Origin of the sequence: Floridaenema aerugineum BLCC-F46 (assembly GCF_041929345.1) — a bacterium.
Classification (GTDB): domain Bacteria; phylum Cyanobacteriota; class Cyanobacteriia; order Cyanobacteriales; family Aerosakkonemataceae; genus Floridanema; species Floridanema aerugineum.
Window position 1 is genome coordinate 13,236 of the sequence record NZ_JBHFNQ010000198.1, and the last position, 14,308, is coordinate 27,543.

At 41.0% G+C, this 14,308-nt stretch carries 15 protein-coding genes and 1 pseudogene; 4 read left to right on the forward strand and 12 right to left on the reverse strand.

Going from position 1 to position 14,308, the window contains the following annotated elements:
- Positions 1 to 2 precede the first annotated feature (2 nt).
- The gene (gndA, locus tag ACE1CC_RS25380; RefSeq protein ID WP_413273221.1) at positions 3 to 1,505 is read left to right on the forward strand and encodes an NADP-dependent phosphogluconate dehydrogenase; all 1,503 of its coding nucleotides are present in this window, start codon (positions 3 to 5) and stop codon (positions 1,503 to 1,505) included.
- 220 nt (positions 1,506 to 1,725) lie between these two features.
- Entirely contained in the window at positions 1,726 to 3,483 is a 1,758-nt protein-coding gene (locus ACE1CC_RS25385) for a sensor domain-containing diguanylate cyclase (protein WP_413273222.1), read from the forward strand.
- Positions 3,484 to 3,515: 32 nt separating this feature from the next.
- Here ACE1CC_RS25385 and ACE1CC_RS36935 read toward each other — a convergent pair.
- From ACE1CC_RS36935 to ACE1CC_RS25410, 6 genes and pseudogenes are all read right to left on the reverse strand, one after another.
- Positions 3,516 to 3,644 (reverse strand): annotated as a pseudogene (locus ACE1CC_RS36935) (type II toxin-antitoxin system PemK/MazF family toxin); the annotation flags it as partial.
- Positions 3,622 to 3,849, reverse strand: a complete 228-nt coding sequence (locus tag ACE1CC_RS25390; protein ID WP_413273223.1) for a hypothetical protein — start codon at positions 3,847 to 3,849, stop codon at positions 3,622 to 3,624. The pseudogene ACE1CC_RS36935 and the gene ACE1CC_RS25390, both read right to left, overlap by 23 nt.
- A gap of 367 nt (positions 3,850 to 4,216) precedes the next feature.
- Complete coding sequence (locus ACE1CC_RS25395; protein ID WP_413273224.1) at positions 4,217 to 5,164, reverse strand: WD40 repeat domain-containing protein; 948 nt, start codon at positions 5,162 to 5,164, stop codon at positions 4,217 to 4,219.
- A gap of 90 nt (positions 5,165 to 5,254) precedes the next feature.
- On the reverse strand, positions 5,255 to 5,437 hold the full coding sequence (locus ACE1CC_RS25400) for a hypothetical protein (RefSeq protein ID WP_413273225.1): 183 nt from the start codon (positions 5,435 to 5,437) through the stop codon (positions 5,255 to 5,257).
- Between the two features lie 224 nt (positions 5,438 to 5,661).
- The gene (locus tag ACE1CC_RS25405) at positions 5,662 to 5,955 is read right to left on the reverse strand and encodes a hypothetical protein (RefSeq protein ID WP_413273226.1); all 294 of its coding nucleotides are present in this window, start codon (positions 5,953 to 5,955) and stop codon (positions 5,662 to 5,664) included.
- Positions 5,956 to 6,076: 121 nt separating this feature from the next.
- Complete coding sequence (locus ACE1CC_RS25410; protein ID WP_413273227.1) at positions 6,077 to 6,991, reverse strand: WD40 repeat domain-containing protein; 915 nt, start codon at positions 6,989 to 6,991, stop codon at positions 6,077 to 6,079.
- Between the two features lie 155 nt (positions 6,992 to 7,146).
- On the opposite strand from ACE1CC_RS25410, the gene ACE1CC_RS25415 reads away from it, so the two are divergent.
- Both ACE1CC_RS25415 and ACE1CC_RS25420 read left to right on the forward strand, forming a co-directional pair.
- Entirely contained in the window at positions 7,147 to 8,295 is a 1,149-nt protein-coding gene (locus ACE1CC_RS25415) for a tocopherol cyclase family protein (RefSeq protein ID WP_413273228.1), read from the forward strand.
- 676 nt (positions 8,296 to 8,971) lie between these two features.
- Positions 8,972 to 9,604 (forward strand): YdcF family protein, encoded by a 633-nt coding sequence (locus tag ACE1CC_RS25420; protein WP_413273229.1) that lies wholly within the window; start codon positions 8,972 to 8,974, stop codon positions 9,602 to 9,604.
- Between the two features lie 11 nt (positions 9,605 to 9,615).
- On the opposite strand, the gene ACE1CC_RS25425 is transcribed toward ACE1CC_RS25420, so the two are convergent.
- The 6 genes from ACE1CC_RS25425 to ACE1CC_RS25450 form a co-directional block, all read right to left on the reverse strand.
- Positions 9,616 to 10,659, reverse strand: a complete 1,044-nt coding sequence (locus tag ACE1CC_RS25425; RefSeq protein WP_413273230.1) for an AI-2E family transporter — start codon at positions 10,657 to 10,659, stop codon at positions 9,616 to 9,618.
- An 83-nt stretch (positions 10,660 to 10,742) separates the two neighbouring features.
- Positions 10,743 to 11,054 carry a DUF2288 domain-containing protein gene (locus tag ACE1CC_RS25430; RefSeq protein WP_413273231.1) on the reverse strand — a complete coding sequence of 104 codons (312 nt, stop codon included), beginning with the start codon at positions 11,052 to 11,054 and terminating at the stop codon, positions 10,743 to 10,745.
- A 302-nt stretch (positions 11,055 to 11,356) separates the two neighbouring features.
- Positions 11,357 to 11,995: a lysophospholipid acyltransferase family protein gene (locus ACE1CC_RS25435; RefSeq protein WP_413273232.1), complete on the reverse strand. Its 639-nt coding sequence runs from the start codon at positions 11,993 to 11,995 to the stop codon at positions 11,357 to 11,359.
- 160 nt (positions 11,996 to 12,155) lie between these two features.
- Entirely contained in the window at positions 12,156 to 13,040 is an 885-nt protein-coding gene (gene fabD, locus ACE1CC_RS25440) for an ACP S-malonyltransferase (RefSeq protein ID WP_413273233.1), read from the reverse strand.
- Between the two features lie 81 nt (positions 13,041 to 13,121).
- Positions 13,122 to 13,256: a hypothetical protein gene (locus ACE1CC_RS25445; RefSeq protein ID WP_413273234.1), complete on the reverse strand. Its 135-nt coding sequence runs from the start codon at positions 13,254 to 13,256 to the stop codon at positions 13,122 to 13,124.
- Positions 13,257 to 13,291: 35 nt separating this feature from the next.
- The gene (locus tag ACE1CC_RS25450) at positions 13,292 to 14,308 is read right to left on the reverse strand and encodes a beta-ketoacyl-ACP synthase 3 (protein WP_413273235.1); all 1,017 of its coding nucleotides are present in this window, start codon (positions 14,306 to 14,308) and stop codon (positions 13,292 to 13,294) included.

Below are 14,308 nucleotides of genomic sequence, written 5' to 3' on the forward strand. Positions count from 1 at the left end.
CTATGGCACTACAGAGTTTCGGTGTAATTGGTTTAGCAGTGATGGGTGAAAACCTAGCATTAAACGTCGAACGTAATGGTTTTCCCATTTCAGTGTATAACCGCACCGCAGAAAAAACAGATGCTTTCATGCAGACACGCGCCCAAGGCAAAAACGCCGTAGCAACTTACACTATTAAAGACTTTGTTGCGTCCTTAGAACGTCCCCGCAGAATCTTGATTATGGTGAAAGCTGGTGCGCCTGTGGATGCAGTAATTCAAGAGTTGAAACCTTTTTTGGAAGAAGGCGATATCATCATCGACGGTGGTAACTCTTTATATGATGATACCGCACGTCGCACCCGTGAGTTAGAACCTGAAGGTTTCCGTTTCATCGGGATGGGTGTTAGCGGTGGTGAAGAAGGGGCGTTAAATGGCCCAAGTTTAATGCCGGGTGGAACTACGAGTTCCTACGAATATCTTGAGCCAATTTTTACCAAAATTGCGGCACAAGTGGATGATGGTGCTTGCGTAACTTACATTGGCCCCGGTGGTGCTGGTCACTATGTAAAAATGGTTCACAATGGCATTGAGTATGGTGATATGCAGCTAATTGCGGAAGCTTATGACCTACTCAAAAATGCGGCGGGTTTGAATGATAAACAGCTGCATGAAGTATTTGCAGAATGGAATACTACTGACGAACTCAATTCTTATTTGATTGAGATTACCGCTGATATTTTCAAATACATTGACCCAGACACAAACCAAGCTTTGGTGGAAATGATTTTGGATGCGGCGGGACAAAAAGGTACGGGTCGTTGGACTGTCCAAAGTGCTTTAGAATTGGGTGTTTCTATTCCCACAATTACGGCGGCTGTAAATGCCCGGATTATGTCTTCTTACAAGACGGAAAGGGTAGCTGCTTCACAAGTTTTGACAGGCCCAACTGCTAAATTTACGGGTGATGTTAGTACTTTTGTGACGCAAATTAGGGATGCGCTTTACTGCTCAAAAATCTGCTCTTATGCTCAAGGTATGGCACTTTTGAGTTCGGCATCTAAAGCTTATTCCTACGATTTGAATTTGAGTGAAATTTCTCGAATTTGGAAAGGTGGCTGTATTATTCGGGCGGGATTTTTGAATAAGATTAAGTCGGCGTTCAATGATAATCCTGAGTTACCGAATTTGCTGTTAGCTCCTGAGTTTAAACAGACAATTTTGGATCGTCAAGGTGCGTGGCGCGAGGTGTTGTCTCAAGCGGCGTTGTTAGGAATTCCGGTTCCGGCGTTTAGTGCTTCTTTGGATTATTTTGACAGCTATCGGCGCGATCGTCTACCGCAAAACCTCACTCAAGCACAACGCGACTATTTCGGCGCACACACTTACGAAAGAGTCGATAAATCAGGCTTCTTCCACACAGAATGGACTAAGGTTGCTGAAGAGTCAGTACAAACTTCAACCCCAGAACCTTTGCAAGCTCAAGAACCCGCTAAAGTAGCAAGTACTGCTGGTTCTGCTGAATAATTATTCATGGGTGGGTGATTCCCACCCTGATTTTTTTTCAGTCGATAATCGCGATCAAGTCCTTCGTTTTCTGGTGCATAACCTTTAAAAAATGTTTTATAATGGCTGCTTGCTTTAACTTTTGTTATCTAAAGGCATTTCCGACGATAATAAGTTAAAATTGTATATTAAATTACATCTATGAAAAGATTTTTCGTAGATTCACGCTCGGTTACATCCAGTGAGAAAAAAATTTGTAGATTTGATCTGCCGAATGGTTGGGATTCAACCTATCAGTCAACTAGAAGCTCAATTAAAGAATAGACACCTCGAACTTCAGGCGATCGACGAACAACAAAAAGCAGTTTACCGAGTGATTAGTAAGATTCGGGCATCTCTTGACCTGGATATAATTTTTCGCACCACGACAAAAGAAACTTGTAAACTGCTTCGAGTGGAGCGGATAGCAGTCTATCGATTTTCAGATGACTGGGGAGGTGAGTTTGTTAGTGATTTTGAATTTGCTGAACCTGGTTGGGATTTCGGCAGATTTGAAGAAAATACTGTCTGGAATGATTCATATCTGCAACAGCATCAGGGAGGACGATATCGCAACAATGAATTCTTAACGGTTTCTGATGTTTATACCGCAGGTTTATCGCAATGCCATCTAGAAATTTTAGAGCAATTTCACATCCGTGCATACGCCACAGTTCCGATTTTTATTGGGCAAAAGTTGTGGGGAGTTCTAGCTGCTTATCAACATTCCCAAACTCATGAATGGCAACATCAAGAAATTCAGTTTTTATCGCAAGTGGCAAATCAACTTGGGTTTGCGGTGAAGCAAGCGGAACTGATGGCGCAAACTGAGCGAAAAGCGGAGGAATTAAGGTTAGCTAATGAGCAACAAGAGATTTTATCTAATATAATTGCCGAAATTCGTGAGTCGCTGGATCTCAAAACATTATTTAAAACAACAACTCGTGAAGTTCGTAAAGCGTTGCATACCGATCGCGTTGGGATTTTTCAATTTAATATTGAGTCAAACTACAACTCTGGTGAATTTGTAGCTGAGAATGTATTGCCGGAATACGATTGTGCGATCGGAGTTAAAGCGAATGACCATTGCTTTGGAAACGAATACGCAACCCAATATCTTCAGGGACGGGTACAAGTAATACCAGATATCTATCAGGCTAGACTAAAGGATTGCCATCTAGAATTACTGGAAAAATTTCAGATTAAGGCTCAAATTGTTGTTCCTCTAATCAAAGGAGATACACTTTGGGGATTGCTATGTGTTCATCAGTGTCGTCATCCTCGGATTTGGAAATCCTCTGAAATTACATTCATCAAACAGTTAGCTACCCAGTTCAGTGTTGCCTTAAGTCATGCAGAATTACTGGCACAATCTCAATCTAAAACTAAACAACTTAATCAGGCGCTTCAGGAACTCAAACTAGCTAATGAAAAGTTAGAAGAGTTAAGCAATATCGATTCCTTAACCCAAATCTCGAATCGTCGATTCTTCGATCGGACCATAGAAAATGAGTGGCAAAGACTGACGCGCACAGCACAGTATCTATCTCTGATTTTATTTGATGTTGATTATTTTAAGGCTTATAACGATTGCTACGGTCATCCATCTGGAGATAAATGTCTGATTGAAATTGCCTGTGCAGCTAAATCAGTTGTGAAGCGGATCACAGATGTTCTAGCTCGTTATGGTGGAGAGGAATTTGCGGTGATTTTACCAAACACCGATCGAGCAGGTGCAGTTAAGATTGCCGAGCAAATCCGAGATGCTGTTAAGGAGTTACAGATTCCTCATAAATGTACGCAAATTGATCCTCCATACGTCACCATTAGTTTAGGTATTGCTAGCCAAATTCCTGCTAATGAGCGATCGGTTCAGCACTTGATTAATGAAGCTGATAAAGCGTTATATCAAGCCAAGAAATTAGGACGAGATAGGTTAGTTTGTGCAGATTGTATTTAATCAAACTGCCAAATTTTAATAGTAGTATCCTCAGTAACTACTGCGGTTACGACATCATCCCCATCTAACCAAAGTACAAGTACTGGGCGTTTTTTGAACCCTATACCACTTGTAAAGGTAACATTTGCGACCCAAAATTCACCCGGTTGGATAGTCGTCATAAAGCCCTTCGTCTTCTGGTGCGTATCCGTTTAAAAAAGCATCATGACTGCGGACAATGACTGGTGTTTCATCTTTTGTAATAGGCTGAATTGTAATTAAGCATCGTCCTGGGCTAAGACTTTCTGTTAAAGAGTCTGGGAGAGTTATTTTGTCTCCTGGCTGAACTTCTATTTCGTAAGTTAGATTGACTAATTTACTTTTCATAGGCTATGAGTGAGTTCACACTGTTAATTATAAATGTCTTCCGGGAAATTATCCTAATTTCTTTATATCCTTAATCAAATTGCCAAATTTTAATAGTCATGCCAAAAAATGCTTAACCGAGCAGTATTGACTCACCCCCTAACTTATACACAAATTTCGTTTACCTGTAGCTATTGTTCTTGTGATAAGAATACGAATATTAAGTAGGTGCAAATAAATAAAGTGGTAATCGTTATATGAGGATGGGGCGGGCTAGGAGAGCCCACCCCACAGTAGGGGCAATTCATGAATTGCCCCTACTGTGGGGTGGGCATCCTGCCCGACGAGAGTTTTCACTTTATTGACATCTACCTACTTACTGACTATTTCAATCACATCGCCAAATTTTGACTGTCATATCATTACTACCACTAACAATTCTATTTCCTTGAGGACAAAAAGCAACAGAATTAACCCAGTCAGAATGATCCCTAAGAATACAAATTATTTGTCCTGTTTCAATCTGCCATATTCTGATAGTGCGATCGGCACTTCCGCTAGCTAATATTTTACCATTGGGATGAAAAGATACTGACCAAACATTACTATGATGTTTGTTTAAAGTGGCTAGTTCTTCACCTGTGCTTACCTGCCATAATTTTATAGTTTTATCGTAACAACCACTAGCAATAATTTGTCCGTCTGGACTCATAGTTACAGAAGTAACCCAAGTTGAATGACCTGGAAAAGTTTGCGAAAATTTCCCTCGTTTTAGAGAACCTAATTTTATTGTTTTGTCATAACTTCCACTAACAAAACTTTGTCCATCAGGGCTAATAGCAAGAGAGTAAACAGAGTCAGAATGTCCTTTTATAACTTGTAAAATTTGCCCCATTTCTAAATGCAAAACTTTGATAATACCATCCTTGCTACCAGTAATAATATTCTGCCCATCTCGACTAAAACCAACAGACCAAACTGGGGCTGAGTTTATTGTAAAAGTTTTGAGTAATTTGCCTGTATTTACTTGCCAAATTTTAATACTGCTGTCATCACTTCCACTCACAAGAGTTTGACCATCTGGACTAAAAGCAAGACACCTCACCCATGCGGCATGACCATCTAATGTGTGTAATAATTTCCCTGTATCAAGATGCCAAATTTTTACACTTTTATCTCTACTAGCACTAGCGAAAATTTCACCATTGGGACTGATAGCAACAGCAAAAACCCAGTTAGCATGACTTAAAGTTTTTACACATTCCCAGGTTTGACAAAAGTTTGTGTTTTCGGGGTTTTGGGGTTTTGTAGAATTGGGGTTAAGGCAATAACTCATAATAGGAGGTAGATTAACTCAGTCTACAGTTAGTATTCCCTAGAGTTTGTTGAATGTAACAGTGCGATCGTACTTAACCCCAAAAATTCCTCAAATACTATTTTTCAACGTTGATTTCAACCTTTCCAAACGCTGTTGCCGACTTTGCTGTTCTAACATATCAATAGCTGCTTGCAGTTCTAAACCAGCTATTTCCATTTCTTGAATAGCACGACGAGCTTTGGCACTGGTTTGTTTAACTTTTTCTGGGTCGGGCATGGTAAAGTTAGTCATGGTAAACTCCAATCTTGTTTGATTTCTTGAACACTGCGCTGTAATGCTGGAATGCGAACTTGGGCGTTAGTTATTTTCTCATTTAAAAACTGTAGCAAATCCCCAGAGGCGATTGGTTGAGATTGGGCTATGGGTAACTGAATATGGCTCTCCCGGATTTATGGTGATAACAAAATCTTATTTAAATGTAGGGTGTGTTAGGCACGGGCGATAAATTCAGCATTTCAACCCATAAATAAGTTCCCGTGCCTAACGCACCGTTTCCCTAGTTTGTAACAAAAATGAACATTTTTCCCCATTAACCCGAAAGAGCCCTGAATATTAGCAAACTGTGAAAAGCGAGTCGATGCTTGTTCAGCTATATCCCTGAGATCATTAAGGGGAGTCATAGTCTCCGATGTTTCACCAAATCGCTCAAATAATGTTAACTCCGCTGCTGTAGCTTCATCAACAATATCTAATAACTGTTGTTTTAACAATGCAATATTTTGGCTAATTTCAGGAGTTAACTTTGCCATATTTTCAGGAAATAGAGATTACTGAATATTTTAATCACAACGCTAAATTATAATAGTAGTGTTTTCGCTACTATTATAATTTTACCATGTAACCAAGCCACTTTACAATGAAATAACCTTTTTACAAATCAACAGGCAAAATCGTAATATTTTTATCTCCACCCCCGCTAGCAAAATACTTACCATTAGGACTAAAAGCCACAGAATAAACAGCCTCTTGATAATTGATACTACCAATAATTTGCCCAGTAGCTAAATCCCATAACTTGACCGTTTTATCTTTACTAGCACTAGCCAAAATCTTACCATTTGGACTAAAAGCTACAGAACAAACCCAATCAGAATGACCTTGAAGAGTGTGAATTTCCTTACCATTTTCTCGCCCCCAAATCTTGATAGTCTTATCCTGACTTCCACTAGCAATAATTTTACCATCAAGGCTAACAGCAACAGAATTTATCCCAGCAAACCAATCAGAATGTCCTGCAAGAGTAAGCAATTTTTTGTTTGCTAAATACCAAATCCTGATAGTTTTATCATTACCACCAGCACTGCTAACAATAGCCCGATCGTCAGGAGTAAAAGCTACAGATAAAACTGCGTCTGAATGTCCATTCAGCGTTAATATTTGCTCTCCATTCTCTATGCGCCAAACTTTAATAGTTTTGTCATGACTGCCGCTAATCAAAAATTGCCCATCGGGACTAATAGCAACAGCACAAACTTTTTCTGAATGTCCTGAAAGAGTAAAGATTTCCTCTCGCTTACTCACATCCCATATTTTAATAGTTTTATCATCACTTCCACTAGCTAAAAGTTGCCCTTTTGGACTAAAAGCAACAGCATTAACTCCGCCAAACCAATCACTTTTTCCATGCCCTATCAAAGTATCAGATTCGCCATTAACCAAATGCCAAATTTTCACAGTTTTGTCTTGACTTCCACTAGCCAAAGTTCGTCCATCTGGACTAAACGCAACAGACATCACCGCAGAAGAATGCCCCTTAAGAGTATTGACAAAAATCAAATCTTGCATGGTTAACTTTACTGTAAATTGAGCGACATTCTGAGTATTCCCAAAAAATGATCGATACTAACAGATAACCCTCTCCTCTCTTCCTTCGCGTTCTTCGCGTCTTCGCGGTTCAAAAAAATTGCTCATACTAAAAAAGGTGTCAGTTAATTGAAGTTATGCCAAATCCACTACAAACACCCCATAGTGGCTATCATTGGGACGGAAGCGAAAGGCGTTTTTTTGAAGGTTGGTATTATCGAGTTACCCTACCCGAACATCGGCAAACATTCGCCTTCATGTACTCCATTGAAGATCCGATCGGCAGTAAACTACACAGTGGAGGTAGTGCCCAAATCCTCGGCCCAAATGATGAATATATTTGCCGCAGTTTCCCCGACATGAAAAAATTTTGGGCATGGCGAGACAGCTTAGGACTAGGACATTGGGGAAAAACGGAATGGCTTCCCCCTTTTCAAGGGGGACGGGAGGGGGATCTCTTAAACTTTCCTCCCCCTTACCAAGGGGGACAAGAGGGGGATCTCTTAAAACCCCGCCTTCTCCCACCAGAAGACTTTACACGCCACATCCAGCAAGGATACCAAGGAACAGCAAAATGGCATCAAGGAAGCCTTCACGACCCCGGCACAGGTCACACAGCCCATTGGCAATACGAGATCCAACCCATTTACGGTTGGGGAAACCCCGGACAACCACAACAATCAACCGCTGGCTTCTTCTCCTTCCTGCAAATATTTGAACCCGGATGGCAAATCTTAATGGCGCACGGTTTAGCCACAGGTTGGATAGAGTGGAATGGCAAACGCTACGAATTCACCAACGCGCCAGCTTACGCCGAAAAAAACTGGGGTGGCGCATTTCCCCAAAAATGGTTTTGGCTAAATTGTAATTGCTTTGACGACCAACCAGACCTCGCCTTAACTGCTGGCGGTGGTAGACGTGGAATTCTTTGGTGGATGGAGTCAGTCGCAATGGTAGGAATTCATTATCAAGGCAAATTCTACGAATTCGTTCCCTGGAACTCCCAAGTCAGTTGGCAAATTCAACCTTGGGGAAAATGGGAAATGCAAGCCAAAAACTCCCAATACGAAGTGGAATTATTAGGAACTACCGACTTACCCGGAACACCTTTGCGTGCTCCAACTCGTGACGGAATGCAATTTGTTTGTCAAGATACCATGCTGGGAAATCTCACCTTAGAATTGCGCGAAAAATCCCAAACTATCCTGAAAGCTAGCAGTTCCCTTTGTGGATTAGAAATTGGCGGTAGTCCTTGGGAACAACCCTGGATGTCTAAATCAGATTAAACTCAGATCCCCCAACCCCCTTACAAAGGGGGCTCTCTTAAATTCCCCCCTTTGTAAGGGGGGCTAGGGGGGATCTAGGTTTGGGGCTTCACTGCATAAATCCGATTAATTTTTGCTATGATGGCTTTGTATTTGGGGCTGTGGCTCAGCTGGATAGAGCGAGCGCCTCCTGAAATTCGGGCACCATAGCAGGAAACTCTATGTGTGAATGTGGTCAAAGTCGGTGAAACCTAAAAAGTGAAAAGAACCTTATTGAATTGTTGAGTGTTCTTACACTTCATGGCAATACCGAGCCAAGCCTGACTCCCTCCGACAAACTATTAACAGTAGAGGTTCGAGTCAGGAAGGTGTAGAGACAAGACGGCTACCACCTAAAAGCTTTTAGCTAATGGTGAAGGTATAGTCCAGAGAGTGGGGAAACTCACACAAATCTGAAGCGCTAGGTCATGGGTTCAAATCCCATCAGTCCCGTTATTCAATTTTAGATTTTGGATTTTCTAGATTTAGATACCCGACTTCTTCAAGAAGTCGGGTATCTAGGAAGCGTCCCTTCATCTGATACTCTCGAATCATCACTTTTTTTTCAGCAGATTGCATTTGGGGTTGAAGCTAAACCTCTAGTGGGGTATCATCGGCTGCGTGATTGCGAAAATTTAGCGTATTATTGTATCGATTCATGGTTCTCAAGATTCAACCCAGCCGGCGAAGAAAGAAGTTACGAGGTAAATCTTCTCGTAAATTCAGCAGCAGCCTAAAGTTACTGACGTTACTTTCACCCTTATTGTTTTGGTTTAGCTATAAGCAAATCAGAGGCTTAGAAACACCCCAAGCAGTTTTAATGCTGGGTGGTTCAACCTCTGCTTTGGAACGGGAAAAGTTTACCGCCCAATTTGTCAGGAAACAACGGAATTTAGAGAATTTAGAGATTTGGATTTCTTCGGGTGGTTCAGGAAAATATAATAATTATGTCAGGAGAATTTTTATTAAAGCGGGAATTAATTCAGAAAAAATTCACTTTGACGATCGAGCAGTAGATACAGTTACAAATTTTACAACCTTAGCCGATGAATTAAAAGCTAAAGGTATTACCAGTGTTTATTTAGTTACCTCTGATTATCATATTCGTCGTGCTCAAGTTATCGGTGAAGTAGTGCTAGGAAGTCGAGGAATTGTGTTTAAATCTGTCCCAGTTCCCTCCCAAAAATCTCCCGAACCAATCGAAAAAGCCCTCCGCGATGGAGCTAGAGCTATATTATGGGTAATTACTGGTAGTACTGGGGAAAATTTCAGCCGATATTTTTCTCAATAGCTACTTTTAATTTAATCCCAATTGATTCTTCTTTTGTTCTCAATACCAAACCAGCTGAGAAATACTCCTGCAATAGGAGTGGCGAGGAAAATTCCCAGTAACCCGGCTATGCGATAACCAACTAATAAAGCAAAAAAGCCTATTACTGGGTTAATATTTAGCGAATTTTGCATAATGCGGGGTGCTAATAAATTATCCTTAATTTGCTGAAGAATAATGGAAGCTATGAGAACATTAAATGCTAAACCAACACTTTTAGGTAATAAAATTAAACAGACTAAACCAATCCCTAAAGTAGCTCCAATTCCGGGAATTAACTGAAACAATCCGACAATTACCGCTAAAATTAAAGCTAATGGCACCTGGAGAAATAAAAACACAATAAAAGCAGCTATAGTAAAGAATAAACTTAGCAGCATTTGGCCCCGAAAAAATCCGACAAAATTACGTTTAACTATAAGTGTGAACCTTTTCCTTGAATGCTTGGGAACTACACGCAACACAAAAGACCAAAGTTGTTCGCCATCTAACAACATGAAAAAAGCCACAACTTCAATTAAAACCAATTTTACCAAGTAATCTAAGACTATTTGGGAGGTGGTAAAACTAGCATTAATAAAAGTGGGTAGTTGATCTCGCAAGGATTTTTCCAGGGTACTAAAATCAACCTGTAAGTGTCGAGAACGCAGATAATTTTCTAGTTGTGCTACTAAAGGCGTAAAGGAATTAACAAAATCAGGTAAAGTATCCAGAAGTTGTTGCCCTTGAGAAACAATTGCTAATCCGACAGTAACAGTAAACCAGCCAAAAATTACTAAACTTGACAAAAAAACTAAACTAACGGCTAGTCCATGAGGTAAGAAACGCTTCAGCCAGTTTACAGGATAGCTGAGGAGAAAGGCGAGGACTGCTGCTAAACTAAAAATGACAATGATGGTTTCAAAGTATGCTAAACATTGTACTAAAGCCCAACCGGAAGCAAATATTAATAAAAAGCGAACTAAAACTAAGTTATTAAGTCGCTCCCAGAAATTATGTGGAGGTGGTTCACTCATATTTTTTAAAGTTAGATGCCCAAAGGGGAGCAGGGGAGCAAGGGAGAGCGGTTAAGGTTTTTGAAGCAATTTTCCCTATATGTTTAAGGATAATTTTGGTTAGTTGCTGGGAGTTCTTGGATTAATACAAAAGGCTGCACTATTAGCGCATTAAACCTTTTACTCATGTTAGCTTGCCATTGTGTCATCTGATTTAAGGAGGGTTTAGAAATCAGTTGTTCGTTAATCCAATTTTCGACTAAAAGAACGTTATTATTTGCGATCGCAACTCCCACATCAACTATATTTAGTCCAGGAGTAACAATAATCAAAGAATCACGAGCAACATGAGGCAATAACCATTGCCATTCTGCTTCATCTAAGGATGCTGTTAATTCTGCTTTTAAATCTTGCATTTGTTAAAAGTAATGGTTGAGTGATTTGTCAAAAGTCAAAAGTCATTTGTCAAAATCTCAAGACTTTTGTCTAATAATCAATGACTTATAACAGCTGACCAATGACTAATAAAGTTAATTATGGCTTATTCTAACTTGCTATTTCTCAAAGGTAACTCTTTCTGACTACAGAATTTTGCCCGGTGCAAGGGGACTGGGAACTAGGGACTAGGGACTAGGTAAGTTTTGAGTTTTGAGTTAATGAACTTACCCTTGTCCCAATCCCAAGAGTTCTCAGCAATCACCAGTCCCCAGTCCCCAAGTTACCGTCCTAAGTCATGTAGCGCATTAATTACAGCAGTGCATTTTTGGGTTATGGCTTCTAATTCATCTTTACTGTTGGAACTAGGAGGCTGGATTATTTCGCCTATTCGTACTGTTACTGGTACTACTTGGGGAATGGCTGAACCTTTTTGCTCGATTTTTTCTGTACCCCACAAACTGACTGGTAATAAAGGCGCTTTTGCTTTGGCTGCAATCATCGCTGCACCTAATTTTGGTTCGGTAATCTTACCATCGGGAGTGCGAGTGCCTTGCAAAAATACACCTGTCGCCCATCCTTGTTCTAGATATTGTAAGGCGGAACGAATGGCGCTGCGATCGGCAGACAACCGATTCACCGGATAAGCACCATACAATCGAATCGCCTTACCTAAAACTGGCACAGCAAACAACTCTTCTTTCGCCATAAAAGCTACCGGACGACGCACAGAACAGGAAACAATTGGTGGGTCAAAATTACTCGCATGATTACTTACTACTAATAGTGGCCCTTCTTTTGGCACCTGTTGGGCACCATAAATTTTCCCCCGAAAATAAAGGTGTAACATAGGGCTAACCACCGACCATTTAAAGGCGTGGTAAAGCATCAAACTAACCAAAGGTTCTCGGTTTCTGGGCATAATTTCGTAACTTTATTGTTAAGGGAGCAGGGGGGCTACAGGGGGTTGTTAGACATCTCCAGAAATTAAAGGTGCGTTACCACCGAACCCTTGTAGAGACGTTTTATACAACGTCTCTACAATCTTTGAAAGCGTCTCTACAATCTTTGAAAGGAGATGTTTATTGGGTTGGTAAATCGGCGGCGCTAGTAATATTTTCTAAGTTTAAATTAGGGCAGGTGCGTTTAATTAAACCTGTGAGAACTTTTCCGGGGCCAATTTCTACTACTTTTTCTACACCTGCTTCCGGTAAGGCTAAACAAATTTCTCGCCAACGTACTGAACCTGTCATTTGTTGGGAAAGGCGTTGTTTTAAAACAGCTGCTTCTGTTGCTGGTGTCGGGTCAACATTTGACATTACTGGAACTTGGGCATCGTTGAAGGTAACAGCATCTAAAACTTCTTGAAATTCGGCGGCGGCTGGTGCCATTAATGGGGAATGAAAAGCGCCAGAAACATTCAATTTAACAGCCTTTTTCGCTTTGATTTGGGATAAGGCAATTTCTATTGCTTCGGGAGTTCCAGAAATTACTACTTGAGCGGAACTGTTATCATTTGCTAACACTAAATCTGGCGTTTTTTCGATTACTTCTGTTAACTGCTTTTCGTCAAATCCGATTAATGCCGCCATCATGCCTCCGGCGGCACTATCCATTAATTCTGCGCGTTTTTTGACTAAGCGCAAACCTGTTTCAAAGTCAAAAACTCCGGCAACTTGCAGGGCAACATATTCGCCTAAACTATGTCCAGCAACTAAGTTTGGTTGCTGTCCTTTTTCTTGCATTAGTTCAGCCAAAATGCTTTCTATTACATATAAACAAGGCTGGGTGTAAAGGGTGTGTGAAACTTTATCCTCTTGACTTTGGCAAATTTCTCTGACTGACCAACCTAGTATTTGTTCGGCTTGATAAAATTTATTTTTGCCATGAGGAAATTCTACTAAATCTCCTCCCATACCTATTTTTTGTGAACCTTGTCCGGGAAACACCCATGCAGTTTTTGTCATTGTTTGTTATTGGTCATTGGTAATTGGTAGTTGGTCATTTGTTAATCATCAACAAATGAACTAAGGAAAACATAAACTTTTTTAATCGAAGACGGGAGGCCATAATTCAGTTATGGGCAATTCCCAGCCAGGAAATAATTCTGGAATTTTGTAATCCTCATATTCTGGGGAGAGTTGCGCTGGGAATTTTTCTAAATCCCGGACAGTGAAAGTCATAGTAATTCTCCTGGGTTGATTAGCTTTTTTTTAGCTTATTTACCCCATTGAAAGATTGCGGCACCCCAAGTTAATCCTGCACCAAAACCTGCGGTGGCGATCGTATCTCCTGCTTTAATTTTGCCACATCTAACTGCTTCATCTAAGGCGATCGCAATTGATGCCGCAGAAGTGTTGCCATAATTAGCCAGATTACTGATGACTTTTTCGGGGGGAATTTTCAACCGTTGCGCCACAGCATCAAGTATTCTTTGGTTAGCTTGATGTAAGATTAACCAATCTATTTGGTCAACTGTTAAATTGGCGCGAAACAGGGCTTTTTCAATTACTTCTGGGACTCGTTTGACGGCGAAGCGATAAACTTCTTGTCCGTTCATAGTGATTGGTTGAAAATTGCCTTGATTAATCGAAACTCCTGCGACTAATTCTTTAGCTTCGCTTTTGTAACTGAGGTTGAGATAATGATTTTGGGTGCCATCACTGCGGATTTCAAAACCTAATAAGCGGTCGCTCACTTCACTATCTGACTCAGTTGCTTGCATTACCACCGCCCCAGCACCATCGCCAAATAGAATACAGGTGCGGCGATCGGACCAATCCACCCAACGAGAGAGGATATCCCCCCCGATTAACAGTACGTTTCGATAAACGCCGTTACGGATGAACTGAGCACCTGTCACCAAGGCGAAGACAAAACCCGAACAAGCAGCTGTGAGATCGAACGCTACTGCTTTAGTTGCGCCGATTTTCCCTTGAATTTGGCTGGCAGTGCCAAATAGGTCATCTGCGGTAGAAGTCGCCAGGATAATCAAATCGATATCTTCAGGAGAGATCCCAGCCATTGCGATCGCCCTTTCTCCGGCAATGCTAGCCAACTCACACAAAGATTGACCGGGGACAGCCAAACGCCGTTCCCGAATGCCTGTGCGCGTAGCAATCCATTCATCAGAGGTATCGACAATCTGACTGAGATCTTGATTAGTTAAAGAAACCGCTGGTGTTGCGGCACCACTTCCGATGATGGCAACGCCTTTTCCTAATTGCTGCAACAT

Bases quoted from the DNA above. Each gene is read 5' to 3' on its own strand.
- ACE1CC_RS25425 (WP_413273230.1), bottom strand. From the start codon at position 10,659: ATGAGTGAACCACCTCCACATAATTTCTGGGAGCGACTTAATAACTTA.
- ACE1CC_RS25410 (WP_413273227.1), bottom strand. From the start codon at position 6,991: ATGCAAGATTTGATTTTTGTCAATACTCTTAAGGGGCATTCTTCTGCG.
- ACE1CC_RS25450 (WP_413273235.1), bottom strand. From the start codon at position 14,308: ATGTTGCAGCAATTAGGAAAAGGCGTTGCCATCATCGGAAGTGGTGCC.
- ACE1CC_RS25430 (WP_413273231.1), bottom strand. From the start codon at position 11,054: ATGCAAGATTTAAAAGCAGAATTAACAGCATCCTTAGATGAAGCAGAA.
- gndA (WP_413273221.1), top strand. From the start codon at position 3: ATGGCACTACAGAGTTTCGGTGTAATTGGTTTAGCAGTGATGGGTGAA.
- ACE1CC_RS25445 (WP_413273234.1), bottom strand. From the start codon at position 13,256: ATGACTTTCACTGTCCGGGATTTAGAAAAATTCCCAGCGCAACTCTCC.
- fabD (WP_413273233.1), bottom strand. From the start codon at position 13,040: ATGACAAAAACTGCATGGGTGTTTCCCGGACAAGGTTCACAAAAAATA.
- ACE1CC_RS25400 (WP_413273225.1), bottom strand. From the start codon at position 5,437: ATGACTAACTTTACCATGCCCGACCCAGAAAAAGTTAAACAAACCAGT.
- ACE1CC_RS25390 (WP_413273223.1), bottom strand. From the start codon at position 3,849: ATGAAAAGTAAATTAGTCAATCTAACTTACGAAATAGAAGTTCAGCCA.
- ACE1CC_RS25435 (WP_413273232.1), bottom strand. From the start codon at position 11,995: ATGCCCAGAAACCGAGAACCTTTGGTTAGTTTGATGCTTTACCACGCC.
- ACE1CC_RS25420 (WP_413273229.1), top strand. From the start codon at position 8,972: ATGGTTCTCAAGATTCAACCCAGCCGGCGAAGAAAGAAGTTACGAGGT.
- ACE1CC_RS25395 (WP_413273224.1), bottom strand. From the start codon at position 5,164: ATGAGTTATTGCCTTAACCCCAATTCTACAAAACCCCAAAACCCCGAA.
- ACE1CC_RS25405 (WP_413273226.1), bottom strand. From the start codon at position 5,955: ATGGCAAAGTTAACTCCTGAAATTAGCCAAAATATTGCATTGTTAAAA.
- ACE1CC_RS25415 (WP_413273228.1), top strand. From the start codon at position 7,147: ATGCCAAATCCACTACAAACACCCCATAGTGGCTATCATTGGGACGGA.